The organism is Microbacterium phoenicis (assembly GCF_047302325.1).
Taxonomy (GTDB): Bacteria; Actinomycetota; Actinomycetes; order Actinomycetales; family Microbacteriaceae; genus Microbacterium.
Genome location: NZ_CP154849.1, coordinates 986482 through 1007892, shown reverse-complemented (window position 1 = coordinate 1007892; position 21411 = coordinate 986482). Strand labels below are relative to the sequence as shown.

General features: G+C 70.3%; 17 protein-coding genes. 9 read left to right on the top strand and 8 right to left on the bottom strand.

All coding sequences use genetic code 11. The features are described from left to right. Positions 1–24: 24 nt before the first annotated feature. Both ABCU91_RS04880 and ABCU91_RS04875 read left to right on the top strand, forming a co-directional pair. Complete coding sequence (locus tag ABCU91_RS04880; protein WP_413355010.1) at positions 25–1194, top strand: diacylglycerol/lipid kinase family protein; 1170 nt, start codon at positions 25–27, stop codon at positions 1192–1194. A gap of 74 nt (positions 1195–1268) precedes the next feature. After that, entirely contained in the window at positions 1269–2633 is a 1365-nt protein-coding gene (locus ABCU91_RS04875) for a cryptochrome/photolyase family protein (RefSeq protein ID WP_413355009.1), read from the top strand. Between the two features lie 95 nt (positions 2634–2728). Here the strand turns inward: ABCU91_RS04875 and ABCU91_RS04870 are convergent, their stop codons facing one another. The 4 genes from ABCU91_RS04870 to ABCU91_RS04855 form a co-directional block, all read right to left on the bottom strand. Continuing rightward, entirely contained in the window at positions 2729–4066 is a 1338-nt protein-coding gene (locus tag ABCU91_RS04870) for an ABC transporter substrate-binding protein (protein WP_413355008.1), read from the bottom strand. An 80-nt stretch (positions 4067–4146) separates the two neighbouring features. Further along, entirely contained in the window at positions 4147–5046 is a 900-nt protein-coding gene (locus ABCU91_RS04865) for a carbohydrate ABC transporter permease (RefSeq protein ID WP_091359321.1), read from the bottom strand. Further along, positions 5043–5978: a carbohydrate ABC transporter permease gene (locus ABCU91_RS04860; protein ID WP_406922708.1), complete on the bottom strand. Its 936-nt coding sequence runs from the start codon at positions 5976–5978 to the stop codon at positions 5043–5045. The genes ABCU91_RS04865 and ABCU91_RS04860 overlap by 4 nt, the downstream gene beginning before the upstream one ends. Then, positions 5975–7990, bottom strand: coding sequence for a beta-galactosidase (locus ABCU91_RS04855; RefSeq protein ID WP_413355007.1), 2016 nt, complete (start codon positions 7988–7990; stop codon positions 5975–5977). Before ABCU91_RS04855 ends, ABCU91_RS04860 begins: the two co-directional genes overlap by 4 nt. A 225-nt stretch (positions 7991–8215) precedes the next feature. On the opposite strand from ABCU91_RS04855, the gene ABCU91_RS04850 reads away from it, so the two are divergent. The 3 genes from ABCU91_RS04850 (at position 8216) to ABCU91_RS04840 (ending at position 13012) form a co-directional block, all read left to right on the top strand. Then, a complete protein-coding gene (locus tag ABCU91_RS04850; protein ID WP_413355006.1) occupies positions 8216–9250 on the top strand; it encodes a LacI family DNA-binding transcriptional regulator in 1035 nt (344 codons plus the stop codon). Between the two features lie 182 nt (positions 9251–9432). After that, positions 9433–11916 (top strand): alpha/beta hydrolase-fold protein, encoded by a 2484-nt coding sequence (locus tag ABCU91_RS04845; protein WP_413355005.1) that lies wholly within the window; start codon positions 9433–9435, stop codon positions 11914–11916. 52 nt (positions 11917–11968) lie between these two features. Next, positions 11969–13012: an LLM class flavin-dependent oxidoreductase gene (locus tag ABCU91_RS04840; protein WP_413355004.1), complete on the top strand. Its 1044-nt coding sequence runs from the start codon at positions 11969–11971 to the stop codon at positions 13010–13012. Positions 13013–13132: 120 nt separating this feature from the next. Here the strand turns inward: ABCU91_RS04840 and pheA are convergent, their stop codons facing one another. Together pheA and ABCU91_RS04830 are read right to left on the bottom strand one after the other, a co-directional pair. Continuing rightward, positions 13133–14095, bottom strand: coding sequence for a prephenate dehydratase (gene pheA, locus ABCU91_RS04835; protein WP_406922713.1), 963 nt, complete (start codon positions 14093–14095; stop codon positions 13133–13135). Then, on the bottom strand, positions 14092–15024 hold the full coding sequence (locus ABCU91_RS04830; RefSeq protein WP_413355003.1) for an EamA family transporter: 933 nt from the start codon (positions 15022–15024) through the stop codon (positions 14092–14094). The genes pheA and ABCU91_RS04830 overlap by 4 nt, the downstream gene beginning before the upstream one ends. Positions 15025–15088: 64 nt before the next feature. Here ABCU91_RS04830 and ABCU91_RS04825 point away from each other — a divergent pair, with 64 nt between their 5' ends. After that, on the top strand, positions 15089–16024 hold the full coding sequence (locus ABCU91_RS04825) for a LysR family transcriptional regulator (protein ID WP_406922715.1): 936 nt from the start codon (positions 15089–15091) through the stop codon (positions 16022–16024). Positions 16025–16051: 27 nt separating this feature from the next. Here the strand turns inward: ABCU91_RS04825 and ABCU91_RS04820 are convergent, their stop codons facing one another. Continuing rightward, positions 16052–16570 carry a CGNR zinc finger domain-containing protein gene (locus tag ABCU91_RS04820; protein ID WP_413355002.1) on the bottom strand — a complete coding sequence of 173 codons (519 nt, stop codon included), beginning with the start codon at positions 16568–16570 and terminating at the stop codon, positions 16052–16054. 83 nt (positions 16571–16653) lie between these two features. Here ABCU91_RS04820 and ABCU91_RS04815 point away from each other — a divergent pair, with 83 nt between their 5' ends. The 3 genes from ABCU91_RS04815 (at position 16654) to galE (ending at position 20379) form a co-directional block, all read left to right on the top strand. Further along, positions 16654–17514 (top strand): alpha/beta fold hydrolase, encoded by an 861-nt coding sequence (locus tag ABCU91_RS04815; RefSeq protein ID WP_413355001.1) that lies wholly within the window; start codon positions 16654–16656, stop codon positions 17512–17514. 138 nt (positions 17515–17652) lie between these two features. Further along, positions 17653–19293: a phosphoglucomutase (alpha-D-glucose-1,6-bisphosphate-dependent) gene (gene pgm, locus ABCU91_RS04810; RefSeq protein WP_413355000.1), complete on the top strand. Its 1641-nt coding sequence runs from the start codon at positions 17653–17655 to the stop codon at positions 19291–19293. A gap of 108 nt (positions 19294–19401) precedes the next feature. After that, positions 19402–20379, top strand: coding sequence for a UDP-glucose 4-epimerase GalE (gene galE / locus ABCU91_RS04805; RefSeq protein WP_413354999.1), 978 nt, complete (start codon positions 19402–19404; stop codon positions 20377–20379). 84 nt (positions 20380–20463) lie between these two features. On the opposite strand, the gene ABCU91_RS04800 is transcribed toward galE, so the two are convergent. After that, positions 20464–21402 (bottom strand): LacI family DNA-binding transcriptional regulator, encoded by a 939-nt coding sequence (locus tag ABCU91_RS04800; protein ID WP_413355377.1) that lies wholly within the window; start codon positions 21400–21402, stop codon positions 20464–20466. Positions 21403–21411 lie beyond the last annotated feature (9 nt).

Below are 21411 nucleotides of genomic sequence, written 5' to 3'. Positions count from 1 at the left end.
GATGCCGAGCCCTATCCTGTACGCATGGCGACCGACCCCGGCACGACGCACCGCTCCGACGACGCGCACGATCCGGCCACCGCAGCCGAACCCGACGGGGCGATCCGCGAGCCCGATGACGTCTCCCCCGACACGCAGGACGGCGAGACCGGAGAGGCACGCCGCGTCGACCGCAGCGGGTCGCCGGAGCCGATGCCCGATGTGGAGGGCCGGCCGAGCCCCAAAGCGGCCCTCGTCTACAACCCGATCAAGGTCGACGGCGACGAGCTGCGCGAGCGGGTGGCCCGTGCGGCGAAGGATGCCGGCTGGTCCGAGCCGCTCTTCTACGAGACGACGGTCGACGACCTCGGCGACGACGTCGCACGCCAGGCGCTGGCGGAAGGTGTCAACGCCGTGCTCGTCGCCGGCGGCGACGGCACGGTCCGGGCCGTCAGCGAGGCGATGACCGGCTCGAGCGTTCCTCTCACGATCGTCCCGAGCGGCACCGGAAACCTCCTCGCCCGCAACCTGCAGCTCCCCCTCGCCGACCCGGCCGCGATGATCGCGGCGACCTTCGACGGCGACACCCTCGCGATCGACGTGGGTCTCGCACAGCTGCGGCGGCCCGACGGCGAGACGGCGGAGCACGCATTCGTCGTCATGGGCGGTATGGGCCTCGACGCCGCGATGATCGCCAACACCAACAGCGACCTCAAGAAGAAGGTCGGCTGGGTCGCCTACGTCGACGGTGCGGCACGCTCGATCGCGCAGGCCAAGCCGTTCCCCGTCGTCTACCAGGTGCCCGGTCATCGCATCCACCGTGCCGACGTGCAGAGCGTCCTGTTCGCCAACTGCGGCTCGCTGCAAGCGGGGCTCGAACTCATCCCCGAGGCATCCATCACCGACGGCGAACTCGACGTCGCCATCCTGCAGCCGCGCTCGGCCTTCGGCTGGCTGCTGGTCTGGCGCCGCCTCGCGTGGGACAACAGCGTGCTGCGCAAGTTCCGCGCCGGCCGCAAGATCCTCGCGGTGCGCACCGCCGACAACTCCGTCCGCTACTCGCGCGGCAAGGGCATCGACCTCGCCGCCGAAAAGGCGCACCCCGTGCAGCTCGACGGCGACGAGTTCGGCGAGGCGACGCGCATCGCGGTGCGCGTCGTCGCCGGCGGCCTCACCCTCGCGATCCCCCGCGGGCACTCGGTCGAGGCCGTCTGACCCGACCCGCTGAGCGATCCGGCGTCGGATTGCAAGGGGCGGAATCGCGGAGCCGCGACGGTCAGGATGAGGGGATGCCGTCCCCTTCGATCGTCTGGTTCCGCGACGACCTCCGCCTCGCCGACCATCCCGCCCTCCGCGCCGCGCTCGATCGCGGCGAGCCGGTGATCGGGGTGTACGTGCTCGATGAGGAGAGCGACGGCATCCGTCCCCTCGGCGGCGCGGCTCGCTGGTGGCTGCATCATTCGCTCGCCTCCCTCGCCGAGCGGCTCGCCGACCGCGGCTCGCGGCTGATCCTGCGCCGCGGCCCCGCCCACCGCGTCATCCGCGAGGTGGCGGCGGATGCCGACGCGGGCGCCGTGTTCTGGAACCGCCGGTACGGCGGCCCCGAGCGGGAGGTCGACGCGGCGCTCAAGTCCGATCTGCGGGAGGGCGACGTCGAGGTCGCGTCGTTCGCGGCATCCCTCCTCTTCGAACCGTGGACGATCGCGACCGGAGCCGGGAAGCACTTCTCCGTCTACAGCCCGTTCTGGCGCGCCTGCCTCGCGCAGCCGGCGCCCCGCGCTCCGCTGCCCGAGCCCCGCGAGGTACCGGGGCCGTCGCGGTACCCGGCCTCGGACGACCTCGACGACTGGGAGCTGCTGCCGACGAAGCCGGACTGGGCGCAGGGCCTCCGCGACACGTGGGAGCCGGGCGAGCCTGCGGCCCAGCGGCGGCTGAAGGAGTTCCTCGAGGAGGACCTCGGGCACTACGACGATGCCCGCGACCGGCCGTCCGCCGGCGCGACCTCCCTGTTGTCGCCGCGGCTGCGCTGGGGCGAGCTCAGCCCCCACACGGTGTGGCACGCCGCCGTCGAGACGCCGGGAGCCTCGGCCTTCCTATCCGAGATCGGATGGCGGGAGTTCGCCTGGCACACGCTGTACCACTTCCCTGATCTCGCGACGAAGAACCTCCGCCCCGAATTCGACGCATTCCCGTGGCCGCGGCTCAAGCCGACGGCGCTGCAGGCGTGGCAGAAGGGGCGGACCGGCTACGCGATGGTCGACGCCGGGATGCGGGAGCTCTGGGAGACCGGGTACATGCACAACCGGGTGCGGATGATCACGGCATCCTTCCTCATCAAGAACCTGATGATCGACTGGCGCCGCGGCGAGGAATGGTTCTGGGACTGCCTGGTCGATGCCGACGGAGCGAGCAACACCTTCAACTGGCAATGGGTGGCGGGCTCCGGCGCAGACGCGGCTCCCTACTTCCGCGTCTTCAACCCCGAGTTGCAGGCCGACAAGTTCGACAAGCGCCGCGAGTACATCGGGCAGTGGGCACCGGAGTACACGGATGCCGACGGGCAGCCGCCCATGCCGATGGTCGACCTGAAGGCGACGCGGCAGAACGCGCTCGCCGCCTACGAGAAGGTCAAGCAGGCCTCACGTCAGGCGTGACACTGCACACGCGACCGCGCCGCGGATCGGAGCCCGAAGGCCCGACCCGCGGCGCGGATGCGTGGTGTCAGTGAATGACGGGTGTCAGCGAGTGGTCACTCGGAGACGGGGATGGACTGCGCCTTGAGAGCGTCGACCGTCTTGGTCTGCGCGGACTCGAGCGCCTCGAGCAGCGTTCCCTGGCCGCTGGCGGCCTTCTGGAAGCCGTCCGACACGTCGGCGTACGTCTGCGTCATGGTCGGGCCCCACACGAAGTCGGGGTTGACCTCGGAGGCAGCCTGGGCGAAGACGTCGTAGATCTTCTGTCCGCCGTAGAACTCCACACCCTCCTGCAGCGAGGGGAGCTTGAGACCCTCGGTGGTGGCGGGGTAGATGTTCGCCGACTTGTTGAGAGCCGTGAGCGCCTCTTCGGACGTGTTCAGCCACAGCGCGAACTTCGCGGCCTCGTACGGGTGCTCGGTGCCCTTGAAGACGGCGACCGACGAACCGCCCCAGTTGCCCGAGGCCTTCTCGCCTGCAGCCCACTGCGGGGAGGGAGCGACCGACCACTTGCCGGAGGTGTCAGGAGCACCGGACGAGATGGAGTTGGCGCCCCACACGGCCGAGTTCCAGCTCCAGACCTTGCCCGAGTTGTAGGCGTTGTTCCACTCCTCGGTCCAGGCCGGGTAGGTGGAGACGAGGTCCTCGTCGATCAGGTCCTGCCAGTAGTCGGCGACCTTCTTGGACTCGTCGCCCGTCAGGTTGACCTTCCACTCCTGGCCGTCGTTGGCGAACCAGTCGCCACCGGTCTGCCAGACGAGGCCTGCGAACTGGTTGATGTCGGCGGTCGAGAAGTTGGTGATGTAGCCACCGGTCTTGCGGACCTCCTTGGCGGCTTCCTTGTACTCGTCCCACGTCGTCGGAACGGCGATGTTGTTCTGCTCGAACAGGTCCGAGCGGTAGAACAGCGCCATGGGGCCCGAGTCCTGCGGGATGCCGTAGACGCCGTCGGAGCCGAGGGTGACCTGGTTCCAGGTCCACGGGATGAACTCGTCCTTCGCGGCGACGACGTCCTCGCACGCGGACAGGTCCTCGAGACCGTCCTGCACGCGGAAGCTCGACAGCGCGTCGTACTCGATCTGGCCGAGGTCGGGGGCGTTGCCGGCCTCGAGCTGGCTGAAGAAGCTCGCGTACGTGCCGGAGTTGCCGTTGGGGCCCGTCTGGACCTTGACCTGGATGTCGGGGTTCTCGTCGTTCCACATCTTGGCGGCGTCCTCGATGCCCGGGATCCACGACGTGAAGTCGAGGGTCACCTTGCCGTCGGAGGGGGCGCACGCGGCGGGGTCTGCTGCCCCGTCGCCGCTGCCGCCGCCGTTGCCGCCGGCGCAGCCGGCGAGGGTGAACGCGGTGAGCAGTGCGACGCCGGCGACGACTGCCTTCTTGCTGTGCTGCATGGGATTTCCAATCTGATCGTTGATCGGGTGACAGGTACTGGTACTGCAGGGATGCCGAGGGGTCCGCCCGCGGCAGGAGCTCACTTCACGGAACCGGTGCCGAGTCCGTTGCGCCAGAAGCGCTGAAGCAAGAGGAAGGCGATGATGAGCGGCACGATCGACAGGAAGGCGCCGACCAGGACGTAGGTGCGCAGCTCGGGGATCTGGTTGAGCTGCGTGTTCCACGTGTAGAGCCCGTAAGTGACCGGGAACAGGTCCTGGCTGCGGAGCATGATCAGCGGCAGGAAGAAGTTGTTCCAGATGGACACGAACTGGAAGAGGAACACCGTCACGAGAGCCGGGGCCATGAGCCGCGTCGAGACCGTGAAGAACGTTCTGACCTCACCCGAACCGTCGAGGCGCGCGGCCTCGATGAGCTCGTCGGGCACCGACGACGACGCGTAGATGCGCGCGAGGTAGACGCCGAAGGGACTCACGATGCTCGGCAGGAGGACCGCCCAGAACGTGTTGGTCAGGTTCACCTGGCTGAACAGCAGGAACAGGGGCAGTGCGAGCGCGGTCGCCGGGACGAGCACGCCACCGAGGACGATGTTGAAGAACGCCTCACGGCCACGGAACCGGTACTTGCCGAGGGCGTAGCCCGCCATGCCGGCGAACACGGTCGCCAGCAGAGCGCCGAGACCCGCGTACCCCAGGCTGTTGAGCAGCCAGCGGAAGTAGATCCCGTTGTTGTAGGAGATGAGGTCGCCGATGTTGGCGAACAGGTTCCAGTCGGCGAACCACAGGGGGTTGGTCGTCAGCAGCTGACCACGGTCCTTCGAGGAGGCGATGAACAGCCACCAGATCGGCACGAGGAAGTACAGCGTGAAGATCCCCATGATGAGCAGGGCTGCGCCGCGCGAGAGGATCGACTCCCGCGGACCGCGGGTCTTCGGGAGGTCGGTCGCCAGGGCGCCGTTGGTACGGGTGAGGAGGCTCATTGCTCGGCCTTCCGCTGGGTGAGCTTCAAGAACGCGAACGACAGGACGCAGGTGGCGAGCGCCAGCACGACCGAGAAGGCCGCCGCGAGGTACGGGTTCGGCACCGAGCTGGTCGCGTAGATCGTCATGTTCGGCGTGAACGTGGACGAGACCGCCGTGCTGAACGAGCGGAAGACCTGCGGCTCGGCCAGCAGCTGCAGCGTTCCGATGATCGAGAACACCGCGGTGAGGATGATGGCGGGGGCCACCATCGGGATCTTGATCGACCAGGCGATGCGGATCTGCCCGGCACCGTCGAGGCGCGCGGCCTCGTAGACCTCGGCGGGGATCGCGAGGAGGGCCGAGTAGATGATGAGCATGTTGTAGCCCACGAAGACCCACGTCACGACGTTGGCGATCGACCAGAGGACCATCTCGGGCGAGAGGAAGTCGACCGAGTTCGTCAGGCCCGTGAACGGCGACAGGTTCGGCGAGTACAGGAAGCCCCACATGATCGCCGCGATGACACCGGGAACGGCGTAGGGCGCGAAGAAGGCGAGACGGAAGAACCGCTTGCCCTTGAGGACCGGCGAGTCCAGCAGCAGCGCGAACAGCAGCGCGAGGCCCAGCATGACCGGCACCTGCACGACGCCGAACAGCAGCACCCGACCGACGGACTCCCAGAACGGCGCGTTCTGGAACACCTGGATGTACTGCGTCAGTCCGCCGAACACCTCGGTGGGCTCGCCGTACAGCCCATCGCGCTGGACGACCAGCAGCGACTGCCAGATGGCATAGCCGATCGGCAGCAGATAGAAGAGGGCGAAGAGGATGCCGAACGGTCCCAGGAAGACCGCGATCGCCCCCTTGTGCGGGGTCTTGGCCCGCGGGATCCGCTTCGCGCGCGTCGGCTTGGCCGACGAACGCGTCACGAGGACTTCCGTGGCGGTCATGCTGCCGCCTCCTCTCTGATGATGCGCACCGCGCCGGCGGGCACGGTGGCGCGACCGGCGACGGGCGTGCCGGTCACGAGGTCCACACCGTCGGAGTCGACGTGGACATCGGTCTCGCCGTGGTTGATCACGAAGAGATAGGACGCGAGCTCCCCGCGTCGGCGGACGATCTCGAGGTCGCGCGAACGGGGCTCGACGACGGCGGCCGGAGCGACTCCGGCCTCGTCGGCGAGACGCGCGACCAGGTCACGGTAGTCGGCGTCGCTGGGAACGGTCGCGAGGTACCACGCGGCACCCTCGCCCCAGGCGTTGCGGGTGAGCGCCGGCATCCCCGCGGCGGGGCCGTCGGTGAAGGATGCCTGGGCCTCAGCCGTGGTGGTGCGCGACCGCTCGGACCACAGCCGTGCGGAGGATCCGTCGCTCAGGGTCAGCGACACCTCGGGGGCGACCGGAGCGAACTCCTCGATGTGCAGACCGAGGGCCTCGCGGAGCGGACCGGCGTAGCCGCCGGTGTAGACCCGGTCGTTCTCGTCGACGATGGCGGTCGAGAAGGTGACGAGTGCGGTGCCGCCGGCGGCGATCCACGCGGTCAGGACCGCGGCATCCGCTCCGGTCATGAGGTGGAGGCCCGGGACGACGACCATGCGGTAGCCGGAGAGGTCCGCGCCGGGGGCCACGACGTCGACGGTGAGGCCGTTCGCGTGCAGGGCACGGTACGAGGCGTGCACCTGCTCGAGGTAGCCGAACGCCTGACTCGGGCGGGTCTCGCTCTGGGTCGCCCACCAGGACTCCCACGAGAAGAGGAACGCGACGTCGGACTCGACGCGGGAGCCCGCGACCTCGCCGAGGCGGTCGACGATCCCGCCGAGCTCGACGACCTCGCGCCACACGGCGGAGTCGGTGCCGGCGTGGGGAAGCATCGCGGAGTGGAACTTCTCGCTCCCCTGCACCGAGGCGCGCCACTGGAAGAAGCAGACGCCGTCGGCGCCGCGCGCGACGTGGGTCAGCGAGTTGCGGATCATCTCACCGGCGGCCTTGGGCTTGTTGAGCGGCTGCCAGTTGACGGCGCCGGTCGAGTGCTCCATGAGGATCCACGGGGACCCCTGCGCGAGACCGCGCGAGAGGTCCGCGGCGAACGCGAGTTCGGACCGCGGGTCGCCGAGGCGGTGGTCGAGGTAGTGGTCGTTCGCGATGACGTCCATCTCGCCCGCCCAGGACCAGTAATCGAGGTTCTCGATGTGGGCGGTCACCATGAAGTTCGTCGTGATCGCGACCTCGCTGTGGGCGCGGATGGCCTCCGCCTCGGCGCGGTAGTGCGCGAGCAGGGCGTCGCTGCTGAAGCGGTGGTAGTCGAGCATCTGCCCCGGGTTCCGGCTGGACAGCGTCGCCTTCGGCGTGAGGATCTCGTCCCACTCGTAGTAGGTCTGGCTCCAGAACGCGGTGCCCCACGCGCGGTTCACGGCCTCGACGGTGCCGTAACGGGCCTGGAGCCAGACGCGGAACGCAGCGGCGCTCTCGTCGCAGTGGCAGAGCGCGTTGTGGCAGCCCAGCTCGTTCGACACGTGCCAGAGCGCGATCGCGGGGTGCGAGCCGTAGCGGGCGGCGACGGCGTCCACGAGCGCGAGGGCGGCCTCGCGGTAGACGGGGGAGCTCGGGCACCAGGCCTGCCGTCCGCCGGGGTACCTGCGCGTGCCGTCCTCGACCACGGGGAGGATCTCGGGGTGGGCGGTCGTCAGCCAGGCGGGGGTGGAGGCGGTGCCGGTGCCGAGGTTGATGCGGATGCCGGCGGCGTGCAGCCGACCGATGACGTCGTCGAGGCGGGCGAAGTCGTACTGACCGGCGCGGGGCTCGATGTGCGCCCAGCCGAAGATGTTGATCGCGACCAGATCGACTCCGGCTTCGCGCATGAGGGCGATGTCCTCATCCCAGACGTCGGGCGTCCACTGTTCGGGGTTGTAATCACAACCGAACGCGATGCCGTCGTGCGCGAAGGGGCGGGCGGGGACCGACATGTTCTCCTCTTGAATCCTGTGAACGTGCACAGGATCAAGCGGTGTTCCTCCGCGTTGAGGCTCTGTGAACGTGTACAGAGTAGACAGAGCGAATCCCCGATGTCAACACGGGCACGCCCGCGTCCTGCTTTGCCGCCAATCAGCGGGAAAACCGGCACCCCCGGACCTGCGACTCGCTCACCCGCGGGCACACCGAGCGTGTGTGCGTGCACATACGATGAGCGCGTGAGCAACGACCGCACGGATGTCATCGGCCGGCGCCGTCGCGCGACCGTCAAGGATGTGGCCAACGAAGCCGGGGTCTCGCGCGGCACGGTGAGCCGCGTGCTGAACGGCCAGCCCTACGTCTCGGACGAGGCGCGCGAGGCCATCGAGGCCGCGATCGCGAAGGTGGGCTTCGTTCCGAACCGTGCCGCGCGCAGCCTCGTCATGCAGAGCTCGCAAGCCATCGGTCTGATCGTCCACGAGCCCCACTCGCTCTTCGTCGAGGATCCGAACATCGGCTCGATCCTCCTCGGCGCGAATGCGGCGCTGTCCGAGGCGGACTACCAGCTGTCGTTCATGATCGCCGACACCACCCGCGACATCGAACGCCTCGCCCGGTACCTGAGTGGCGGTCTGATCGACGGCGTCATCATCGTCTCGGCGCGCGTGGGCGACCCGATCACCCGCGCGGTCGCGGACCTCGGCCTGCCCGCCGCCTTCGTCGGCCACCCCCGCGACATCGGCGATGCCGCATACGTCGCGATCGACAACCGCGGGGCTGCGCGCGAGATCACGAACCGCCTCGCCGCCACGGGACGTCGCCGCATCGGGATGATCGCGTCCGCGCTCGACCGCGACTCGGGCTCGGACCGTCTCGCCGGCTTCGTCGACGCCCTCGGCAACAGATTCGACCCGCAGCTCGTCGAGCGGGTGCCCCTGTACTCCTACTCCGACGGGCAGGAGGGCATGCGCGCGCTGCTCGAACGTGCGCCCGACATCGACGGCGTGTTCGCGTCGAGCGACGCCGTCGCCGCCGGGGCGATGGACGTCCTGCAGGCAGCCGGCCGGGTCGTGCCGGAGGACGTCGGCATCGTCGGATTCGACGACAGCTCCTGGGCCCTCCGGTGCGATCCGCCCCTCTCCACCGTCCACCAGCCGGCCGGCGAGCTCGGGCGGGCAGCGGCGGAGTCCGTGCTTCGCCAGCTCCGCGGCGAGGACCCCGGCACGAGCGGACGCGTGCTCGAATGCCCCGTCGTCTGGCGCGACTCCGCCTGACGCACGACGGCCTGACGCCTGACGCGTGCACATATGCGCACGTCAGGCGCTGTGCGTTGACATCGCGGATATTGCAATGCCACTCTGTGTGCACGTTCACAGCGGGTCCATCGCCGCCTCCGTGAACGTGCACAGTCACACCGGGCAGCGACGCCCGGCATCCCACAAGGAAGTAGGAGTCCGTGAATTCTCACGTCCCTCGACGGCGCCGTCTGGCCGCCATCACCGCCGCGGCAGCCGTCGCGACGTCGCTCTGCATCGGCACCCCCGCCCTGGCCGCTCCCGCGACCCCGCCGATCTCCCCCGCCGCCAGCTCGACGACGTCGACGGGCTCCAGTGTGTCGCTCGACCTCGCGGGCACCTGGAAGTTCGCGAAGGGCGACGACCCGTCCTACGCCTCGCCGGAGTTCGACGACTCGTCCTGGCAGGACATCACCGTCCCCGGCGACGGCACACCCTTCGACGACTACGACGGGTTCGGCTGGTACCGCCTGACCTTCACCCTGCCCTCGGACGCCGCCGGCACGAACCTCGTCGCCTCGCTCGGCTTCCTCGACGATGTCGACGAGGCCTACCTCAACGGCACGCGGATCGGCGGCTCCGGCACGATGCCGCCGGCCGCGAGCAGCCAGTGGTTCGAGAAGCGGCTCTACCCCGTCCCCGCCGACGCGCCGAACTTCGGCGGCGAGAACACTCTCGCGGTCCGCCTCTACGACATGAACGGCGGCGGCGGCTGGTACGAGGGTCCCGTCGGGATCTATTCGAAGGATGCCGTCCGCGCGAACGTCTACGGCATCACCGGTGCCCGCGCCTCGGCCGCGCAGTCGGCCGCCGTCGCGGGCGTCCTCGACGCTCAGCGGAAGGCCCTCGCCGCGGGCGATGTCGACGCGTACCTGAAGACTCTCGACAAGACCTACTTTCACGACGGCCGGTCGAAGGACCGCCGCGCACGCGAACTCCGCGACTGGATGAAGGAATCGGGAACCCTCACCCTCACCGACAGCGAGGTCGAGGTCGTCACCGGCGAGAACGGCGCGCTCATCGTCGACACGAACCGGACGATCACCGGCACGCGCGACGGCGAGCCCTACACGTTCCAGCCCGCATCGCAGCAGTTCCTCCACATCGACGGGACCACGCTCCGCGAGACCGGCAACGACTCCCGGTTCTTCCGCGAGACGGTCGACTCCGAGCTCGAGGGACAGCCGCGCGAGTTCGCGACCTACCTGCCCCCGTCCTACCTCAGCGAGCCGAACCGCGAGTACCCGGTCGTCTACCTGCTGCACGGCATCAACGGCGGCAGCCGCGAGTGGGAGCCGCGCGACATCGACGACGTCCTCGACGGCCTCTGGAAGCAGGGCCTCGCCGAGTCGATCGTCATCATGCCCGACGGCGAATCGCTCTGGTACTCCGACCAGCCGAACGGCGGCACGCCGTGGCGCAGCATGTTCCTCACCGAGATGGTGCCCCTCGTCGACAAGGAGTACCGCACCCTCGAGGGCCGCGACTTCCGCGCACTGACGGGCGTGTCGATGGGCGGGTTCGGCGCCTGGTCGCTGGGACTCTCGAACCCCGGCATGTTCTCCTCCATCGCCTCGCACATCGGCTCGCTGAGCTACTCCGGCTCAGCCCTGCCCACGCCACTCAAGCAGGCCGGCGACATGACGGCGAAGCAGCTGAAGAAGTTCGACCTCTACTTCGACGCGTGCGAGTTCGACGAGTACCGCTTCGATGACGCCGCTCGCTCGATGAACACGATCCTCACCGACAAGGGCGTGCCCCACACCTGGGCCGTCTACCCCGAGGGCCGTCACAACGACGCGTGCTGGATGCCGCATCTGAAGGACTCGTTCGGCATTCACTCGACGCACTTCCGCGAGGCGGGCCTGCGCGAGGACTTCGTGAAGCCCGAGATCAGCGTCCCGGCATCCACCACCGTCAGCTTCGGATCGACCTTCGACGCTCTCGCCGGCGTGACCGCGCGCGACGCTGTCGACGGCGACCTCACCGCCGAGCTGTCGGTCCGCGGCACGGTCGACACGAAGAAGCTCGGCACGTACACGCTTCGCTACGTCGTGAAGGATGCCGCGGGCAACCGCGCGCGCGTCGACCGCACGGTCACGGTGGCGCCCGCCGCTCTGACCGTCGGCACGCCGACGGTGTCGGGCTCGGCGAAGGTCGGCGCGACGCTGACGGCGAAGCCCGGCACGTGGACGAAGGGCACGGCGTTCGCATACCAGTGGGTGCGCGACGGCTCGCCGATCCGCGGCGCGGTCACCGCGACGCACCGGCTGACGGCCGCCGACGCCGGAGCCCGCATCTCGGTGCGCGTGACCGGCACCCAGTCCGGGTACACGACCGCGGCGAAGACCTCGGCTGCGACGGCGAAGGTCACGAAGGGCACCCTGCGCGCGTCGACGCCGACCGTCACCGGCTCGGCGAAGGTCGGCAAGACGCTGACCGCCCGGGCCGGCACGTGGACCGAGGGAACGCGGCTGTCGTACCAGTGGCTGAACAACGGCAAGGCGATCGCGGGCGCGACCAAGGCGTCGTACTCGGTCGCCCGGGGCGACCGAGGTGACCGCCTGTCGGTGCGCATCACGGGCAGCCTCAGCGGCTACGACACGGTGAGCCGGACCTCCGGCGCCGTGCGCATCGCCCGCTGAATCGGAGGCGGCGCGGAATGCGCCGCCGGCGGCCGGGGTTGCAGTGTTCGTTATGAGCACCGCGACCCCGGCCCTTTCCGTTCTCGACCTCGTCCCCGTCCGCACGGGGCAGACCAGCAGCCAGGCGATCGCCGCCTCGATCGCCCTCGCACAGCGCGCAGACGACCTCGGCTACCAGCGCTACTGGTTCGCGGAACACCACAACATGCCTGCCGTCGCCTCGACGACACCCCCGGTTCTCATCGCCGCGACCGCCTCGCGGACCCGCCGCATCCGGGTCGGCTCCGGCGGCGTCATGCTCCGCAACCACTCCCCCCTCGTCGTCGCCGAGCAGTTCGCGGCGCTCGAGGCCCTCGCGCCGGGACGCATCGACCTCGGCATCGGGCGCGCGCCCGGGTCGGACCCCGTCATCACGCAGCTGCTGCGCCAGTCGGGGACCACGAGCGACGTGGAGCGCTTCCCGAACCACGTCACCGACATCCGCTCGCTGGTGTCGGCGGAGGGCGCGACGCTGCGGTTCACCTCGGGCGGCACCTACACCGTGACCGCCACACCCGCCTCGACGAGCGCGCCCGAGGTGTGGCTGCTCGGATCGAGCGACTACTCCGCCCAGCTCGCCGCCGGCATGGGCCTGCCGTACGTCTTCGCCAACCACTTCTCGGGCGACGGTCTCGAGCGCGCCCTCGACCTGTATCGCGGACAGTTCCAGCCGTCCGAGACGCTCGCAGCACCCCGGACCTTCGTCACGGCCAACGCGGTCGTCGCAGACACCGACGAGCAGGCCCGCGCCGCGGCCCTCCCGCAGGCCCGCATGATGGCGCGACTGCGCGGCGGCAAGCCGCTGACGGCCCTCGAGACTGTCGAGCAGGCAGCCGCCGCAGAGGCATCCGATTCCCTCGCCGCCCCCGTCTTCGACGCGATGATGTCGCGCTGGTTCGTCGGGACCGGGCCGGAGGTCCGCACGCGCCTCGCCGACTTCGCGGCTCGTCACGGCGTCGACGAGGTCATGGTCTCGCCCGTCGCCGGTGCGACCGAGGCGGAGCCGATGGATGCCGCGCCGTCGCGGATCCGCACGCTGGAGCTCCTCGCCGCCTGACGCAGTCGTCGCGGGCCGCGGGCCGCCCACGACGGTAACTCCTCGAAATCGAGCCCGAAAAACGGACGCAACCGGTTCCGCGAGCAGCGGGCGCGGGTCTTTGAGGAGTTGCGGACCGGCTCAGGCCTCGGGCTCGCCCGAGACGAGACCTCGCAGCCAGTCGCGCGCCTCGACGAACACCTCGTCGGAGTACCGCTCCGGGTAGCGGACGATCGCGCGGTCGGCGCGCGGGTACGACCCGAGGTAGAGGACGCGCGGCGAGAAACGGCGCAGGCCCAGGAGGGCATCGGCCATGCGCTCGTCCTCGATGTGCCCATCTGCGTCGATGACGAACCGGTAGCGACCGAGCTCGTCGCCGATCGGGCGCGAGGCCAGCAGCGAGAGGTTGATCCCGCGGGTGGCGAATTGCTCGAGGAGTTCGAGCAGGGCACCCGGGTGATCCTCGGGGAGCTCGACGATGAGCGACGTCTTGTCGGCCCCGGTGGGTGCGGGCGGCGGCGCAGTACGGCTCACGAGCACGAAGCGCGTCACGGCGTGCGCGTTGTCGCCGATCTTCTCGGCGAGGAGCTCGAGGTCGTGGAGCGAGAGGATGCCGGGCGGCGCGATCGCGGCATCCGCGGTGATCGTGCCATCGACGATACCGACGGCCGCCGCGACGTTGCTGGTCGCCGGGATGTGCGAGTGCTCCGGCAGCGCGCTGGTCAACCACGTGAGGCACTGCGCGTAGGCGACGGGGTGCGCGGCGATGACCGAGACGTCTTCGAGGCGGACGCCGGGTCTCGCGACCAGCACGAACTCGACCGGAACGAGGTACTCCCCCACGATCCGCAGACCCGGAACGGTGGCGAGCGCGTCCTGCGTGGTCGAGACGCCGCCGTCGACGGAGTTCTCGATCGCGATCATGGCGGCATCCGATCGGCCCTCGATCACGTCGGCGAGGGCCTCGCCGACGTTGCGGACGGGTCGCCAGTTCTGGTCGCGCGCTTCGGGCACCTGCGCAAGGGCGGCCTCGGTGAAGGTGCCTGCGGGGCCGAGGAAGCTGTACGTGCGACGGGTGGGGGAAGCCGGGGGCTCGGATGTCACGCGGACAGCCTAGTGGGCACCCCCATGAGCTCGACCGCCGGCGACACCCGCTGACGACGGCGGATGCCGCTGACCAGCACGCCCGCGACGAGCACCGCCCCGCCGACCACCTCCCCGACGCTCGGGGCCTCGCCGCGCAGCAGCGCGGCAGAGGCCATCGCGACAACGGGTGCGAGCAGGATCCACGGCACGACCGCCGCCGACGGGTTTCGGCCGAGCAGTCCGTTGAAGACGGCGTAGGCGAACAGCGTGCAGAGCCCCGCCGTGTAGAGCGTGGAGATCACGGCCTGCGGACCGATGGCGGCGAGCCCTGCGCCGATCGCGGCGGGACCGTCGATCACGAAAGACAGCGCGAGCGCGGGCACGGGGACCACGAGCGACGACCACACCGTCAGCGACAGCGTCCCGCCCCGGCCGATGCCGGTGACGACGCCCGCGCGACGCGAGATCACATTGCCGACCGCCCACGACAGCGCGGCGGCGAGTGCGAGGCAGACGGCCAGGACGGGGGCATCCCCGCCGCGGAAGGTCGCGACGATCGCGAGGCCTACGACCCCCAGCCCCACACCGGCGATCTGCATCGCGGAGGGCCGCTCGCGCAGTGCGATCGCCGCGATCACGATCGTGAACACCGCCTGCGCCTGCATGAGGAGCGCCGCGAGGCCCGGGCTCAGCCCGAGCGCGAGCGAGGTGTAGAGCAGGGCGAACTGCCCGAGGCTCATGAACAGGCCGACTCCGACGATCACGCGCCACCCGGTCTGAGGCCTCGGCACGACGAGAACGGCGAGCGCGACGACGGCGAACCGGATCGCCGCGAAGAGCAGGGGCGGGATGCCGCTCATCCCCCAGTCGATGACGACGAAGTTCAGTCCCCACAGCGAGGCGACGAGGGCGGCGAGGAGCATGTCACGGCGGGTCACGTGACCCATTCAGCCCGCGGCATCCGTGAAGGACAAGCGATCATTTCGTGCCCTGAATCGGTAGCATCGCTTCATGATCGATCTCGAGGCCGTCGTCTCCCTTCGCGCCGTCGCCACGGAGGGGAGCGTCGCGTCCGCCGCGACTTCCCTGGGCTTCACGCCGTCGGCGGTGTCGCAGCAGATCAAGCGCCTCGAGCGCGACACCGGCGTCACCCTGCTGGAACGGGTCGGCCGCGGTGTCGTGCTCACGGAGTCCGCGACGCGCCTCGTGGTGTCTGCCACGCCGATCCTCGCAGACCTCGAACGCGTCCGCGCCGATCTGCACGGGAGCGGCGAGCCCGACCGCGTCAGCGGGGAGATCCGCATCGGCGCGTTCTCGACGGTCGTCCGCGGGGTCATGGTGCCCCTCATCGCGGACCTCGGCCGGCGGCATCCGGACCTGCGGGCACCCCTGCGCGAAAGCGAGCCCTGGGAGACGGTCGCCCTCGTGGCGTCCGGTCAGCGGGACCTCGGCATCGTGCACCGCTGGGGGAACGTCGCCCTTTCGATCCCCGACCACCTCGTCGAGACCCCGCTGTTCACGGATGTCGCCGACGTGATCCTTCACCGCGATCACCCGCTGGCAGGCCGCTCCGAGCTGCGTCCGGACGAGATCGGCGGCGAGCCGTGGGTCGCAACCTTCGACTCGACCATCTGCCGGCAGTGGCTCCGGCGGCTGTTCGACGGCGTCGGCGGCGCTCCCCGCATCGTGCACGAGTCGATGGAGTTCGAGAACCACCTCGAGATCGCCCGCGCCGGCATCGCCGTCGCCCTGGTGCCCCGGCTCGGCCGGCCTCCCCTGGGCCCGGACCTCGTCGCGATCCCCACCGTGTCGCCGGAGTCCATCCGCGAGGTGTCGGCGATCCACCGCCGCACGATGTCGGACTCCCCCGCCCTGCGGACGGTCCTCGACGCGCTCACCGCACGCACGGAGTCGATGGCGACGGATGCCGGGCGGCTGCCCGCCTGAACAAGCGGTCCTCGCTCGCACTCGCGCTCAATCGGTGCGTCGGCCGTCCTGGCTCCGAGCACGGTCCGCGTACGCGCGGGCTTTCATGCGGTTTCCGCACGCTGCCATGGAGCACCATTTGGCGGTGCCGGGGCGGCTGCGGTCGATCAGGAACAGGTTGCACTCGGCGTTCGCGCATGGCCGGAGCCGGCCGGGATGACGGGTCAGGACACTCGACCACGCCGCGATGGTCTCCATGGAGAGCACGAAGTCGGCGGGAGCCTCCAGACGCCAGGAAAGCCCTTCCGATGTCACCTGAGGCACCTTGACGGCCGTCGAGACGATGTCGCTCACGGCCGACAGGGGATCGGCGCTCGATTCGCGGATGGCGGCGCGCAGGGCCTCACGCACACGTCGGAGCCCTTCTCGCTCAGCGTCGGAGCCGGTGCCGCCCCACCGGTGCGCGAAGCGCTCACCCGGGTCGCCGTCGAGGTGATCCGATACGAGGCCGTCGATCACCGGCTCGCTGTTGAGCACCGCCAGGAGGAGTTCCTCGTCCCGCTCCATCACCCGCCCCTTCCGTCGATCCCTCGACCATTGTCCGTGCTAGCGTCGGTCTAACCAGTATAACTGATTGAAAGGGTTAGCTCATGGTCGCCGTTTACCACCGCACCACGTCCGTCGACGGACTCGACGTCTTCTACCGCGAGGCCGGTCCCGCCGATGCACCGGTTCTGCTGCTCCTGCACGGGTACCCGTCCAGCTCGCACATGTTCCGTCACCTCATCCCCCGCCTCGCCGATCGATTCCGGGTCATCGCGCCGGACCACATCGGGTTCGGGCGCTCCGCCGCGCCGTCCGCAGACGAGTTCGCCTACACCTTCGACGCGCTCGCTCAGACGACGCAGCGCTTCCTCGAAGAGGTGGGCGTCGACCGTTACACGATGTACGTGCACGACTACGGAGCTCCGATCGGCTGGCGCCTCGCGCTCGCGAACCCGGATGCGGTCGTCGGCGTCATCTCGCAGAACGGCAACGCCTACGAGGAGGGCTTCGTGGCGGAGTTCTGGGAGCCGTCGTGGGCCGATGGCATCCAGCGCTCCCCCGAGACGCGCGACGCCCTGCGCCCGGCGATCTCCCGCGAGGTCGTCGAGTGGCAGTACAGCCACGGCGTCCCCGACCCCTCGAGGATCGACCCGGACGCCTGGGAGCACGACATCGCCCTGCTCGCCCGGCCGGGTCAGGAAGACATCCAGCTCGATCTCTTCCGTGACTACATCACCAACCGCGAGCTGTACCCGGCCGTCCACGAATGGCTCCGCTCCTCCGGCGTCCCGGTTCTCGCCATCTGGGGCCGCAACGACGAGATCTTCGCACCGGCAGGCGCCGTGGCATTCGCGAACGACGTCCGAGACGTTCGCGTGGAGCTCGTCGACGGAGGTCATTTCCTCCTCGAATCCCACCTCGATGAGGTCGTGTCCTCGATCCGGAACTGGCTCGGCGCGGCGTGACCCTCCGCCGGCCTCGCGTCCGCCCGGTCGGTGACGGATGCGAGGCCGGCAGATGCGCGCCGGCTGCCTGCCTGAACAACCGATGCGGATCCGCGACACGCAGGCGCTCCCGTCCGACTTCCCTGGCAGACTGGGCGGATGAGCCGCGCAGGACAGCCCGCCGAATCCTCTGACCTGATCGATGTCGACGCGCTGATCAGCGCGTACTACGACCTCTCCCCCGACCCGGCGGTTCCCGCTCAGCGGGTCGCGTTCGGCACGAGCGGCCACCGCGGGTCTTCGCTCTCGCGGAGCTTCAACGAGGTCCACATCCTCGCCACGACGCAGGCGATCGTCGACTACCGCGCGGCGCAGGGCATCTCGGGTCCCCTCTTCCTCGGGCGCGACACGCACGGCCTCTCGCTTCCGGCGGAGCACACCGCGATCGAGGTCCTCGTCGCGAACGGCGTCGACGTCCGCGTCGACAGCCGCGACTCGTGGGTGCCGACGCCGGCCCTCAGCCACGCGATCCTCACGTACAACAAGGGTCGAGACGAGGCGGATGCCGGCCGTGCCGACGGCATCGTCGTCACCCCGTCGCACAACCCGCCGCGCGACGGCGGCTTCAAGTACAACCCGCCGCACGGCGGCCCGGCCGACACCGACGCCACCGGCTGGATCGCCGACCGTGCGAACGAGCTCATCGAGTCGGGCCTCGAGGGCGTCAAACGGGTCCGCCACGCGGACATCGACGACACCACGCTCGGCGAGTACGACTTCCGCGAGGGCTACGTCGCCGACCTCGCGTCGATCATCGACGTCGAGGCGATCGCCCGCGCGGGCGTGCGGATCGGCGCCGACCCGCTCGGCGGCGCCTCGGTCGAGTACTGGGCCCTCATCGGCGAGCGCTACGGCCTCGACCTCACGGTCGTGAACCCCGAGGTCGACCCGACGTGGAAGTTCATGACGCTCGACTGGGACGAGAAGATCCGCATGGATCCCTCCTCGCCCTCGGCGATGGCCGCGCTCGTCGCGCGCCGTGACGAGTACGACATCCTGACGGGCAACGACGCCGATGCCGACCGCCACGGCATCGTCACGCCCGACGCGGGTCTCATGAACCCGAACCACTTCCTCGCCGTCGCGATCGACTATCTGTACGCGCACCGCGAGGGGTGGCCGCAGGATGCCGCGATCGGCAAGACCCTCGTCTCGTCGATGATCATCGACCGGGTCGCCGCCTCGCTCGGCCGGACCCTCCTCGAGGTCCCCGTCGGCTTCAAGTGGTTCGTCCCGGGGCTCCTCGACGGCTCCGTCGCCTTCGGCGGCGAGGAGTCCGCCGGCGCGTCGTTCCTCCGCAAGGACGGCACGGTCTGGACTACCGACAAGGACGGCATCCTCCTCTGCCTGCTCGCCGCCGAGATCCTCGCGGTCACGGGCAAGACCCCGTCGCAGCGCTACGCCGAGCTCGAGGCCGAGTTCGGCGCATCCGCCTACCAGCGCGCCGACGCACCCGCCTCTCCCGAGCAGAAGGCAGCCCTCTCGAAGCTGTCGGGCGACGCCGTCACGGCGAGCGAGCTCGCCGGCGACCCGGTCACCGCCAAGCTGTCGCACGCGCCCGGCAACGGGGCCGCGATCGGCGGCCTCAAGGTGCAGACGGAGTTCGCCTGGTTCGCGGCGCGCCCCTCGGGCACCGAGGACGTCTACAAGCTGTACGCCGAGAGCCTCAAGGGGCCCGAGCACCTCGCGCAGGTGCAGGAGGAGGCCCGCAAGGTCGTCGCGGCGGCGCTGGGTTCCTGAAGCTCGCGGCGCTGGGTTCCTGAGGCTCGCAGCGCTGGGTTCCTGAGGCTCGCAGCGCTGGGTTCCTGACGTCCGGGCCGCCGGTCCCGCGCCAGTAGGCTCGGGATCATGAGTTGGCTCGTCACCGGAGGCGCCGGGTACATCGGCGCGCACATCGTCCGCGCTCTCGCCGAGGCGGGTCTCGACCCGGTCGTCCTCGACGATCTATCGAGCGGGGACGCCTCGTTCGTCCCCGAGGGGGTGCCCTTCGTCCAGGGCACGATCCTCGACCAGGAGCTCGTCGCGAACACCCTGCGCGAGCACGGCGCCGAGGGCGTCATCCACGTCGCCGGGTTCAAGTACGCGGGAGTCTCGGTCCAGCGCCCCCTCCACACGTACGAGCAGAACGTCGAGGGGACGCGAATGGTCCTCGCCGCGATGGCGGATGCCGGTGTCTCCAACATCGTCTTCTCCTCCAGCGCCGCCGTCTACGGGACTCCCGACGTGCCGCTCGTGACCGAGGACCTGCCGAAGCGCCCCGCGTCGCCCTACGGCGAGTCGAAGCTCATCGGCGAATGGCTGCTCGCTGCGCAGGGCGTCGCGACGGCGGCATCCGATGCGCCCCTGCGCCACACCTCGCTCCGGTACTTCAACGTCGTCGGCTCGGGCGATGCGTCGGTGTGGGACAAGAGCCCGCACAACCTGTTCCCGATCGTGTTCGAGATGCTGATCGACGGCAAGACGCCGCGCATCAACGGCGACGACTACAACACCCCCGACGGCACGAACGTCCGCGACTACGTGCACGTGTCGGACATCGCCGCCGCGCACGCCGTCGCCGCTCAACGTCTGCGTGCGGGCGAGCCGGTCGAGCCGGCGTACAACCTGGGTTCGCAGAACGGCCTGTCGGTCCGCGAGATCATGGATGCCGTCGCCCGCGTCACCGGCGTCGAGTTCACCCCCGAGGTGGGCCCGCGCCGCGCCGGCGATCCCGACCGGATCGTTGCGACCGGCGAGCTCGCCGCCCGCGACCTCGACTGGAAGATGCGGTACACCCTCGACGAGATGGTGCAGAGCGGCTGGGAGGCCCGCCGCAGCGCCGGCTGATCCCGCCCCCTCGTCTCGACCCCACCCCCCTGCGCGCCGCGCGGGCAGGGGGGTGGGGTCGGTCGTTCGGGGGGGGGCGGCGCGTCAGCCCGACGCGCGGGCGATGAGGATGGTCGGGACGACGGTCCGCGTCGCGGGCGCGCCGTCGAGCGTCGCCGCGAGGGCCGCGACGGCCGCCTCGCCGAGCGCGGCGAAATCCTGGCGGACGGTGGTGAGCGGCGGGCGGTAGTCGGCGGCATCCGCCACATCATCGAAGCCGATGACGGCGACGTCGTCGCGACCGGCCTCGGCGAGTGCACGCAGCACGCCGAGCGCCATCTGGTCGTTCGCGGCGAACACGGCGTCCACGTCGGCGTCGGCCGCGAGGGCGACGCCGACCGCGTAACCGGATGCCGCGCCCCAGTCCCCTCGAACGGGCTCCGGCGCGGGCGCCCCGTCGTGCGCCACCCGCCATCCGCGCTCGCGCTCGGCCGCGGCGTACGACCCGGCGGGACCGGCGACGTGCGCGACCGCGCGACGCCCGGCATCCCGCAACCGACGCGTGGCCGCTTCAGCACCGCCGGCGTGGTCGGACTGGACGGTCGCGAATGCGCCCCCGGGCGAGTCGACGGCCACGAGGGCGAGACCGGCCGGCGGCGCGACGCCCTCGGCGATCGCGGTCGCCTCGTTGAGGACGATCGCGCCGTCGACACCGAGGTCGTGCAGCCGGTCGAAGGCGGCGGCGACGTCGGCGCGGTCGGCGAGGGCGATGAGGGTCACGGCGAGCTCGCGCTGCGCGGCGGCGGATGCCACGGCCTCGAGCATCCGGGAATTGCCGACCGTCGACAGCGTGGCGACGATGACGCCGATCGTGCCGGAGCGTCCGGTCCGCAGGGCCCGGGCGGCCCGGTGGGGCCGGTAGCCGAGCTCGGCCATCGCGGTCTCGATGCGCGCCCTGGTGTCGGGGTCGACGCGCGGGCTGCCGTTGACGACGCGTGAGACGGTCTGACCGGAGACGCCCGCGGCCGCGGCCACGTCGGCCATCGAGACGCG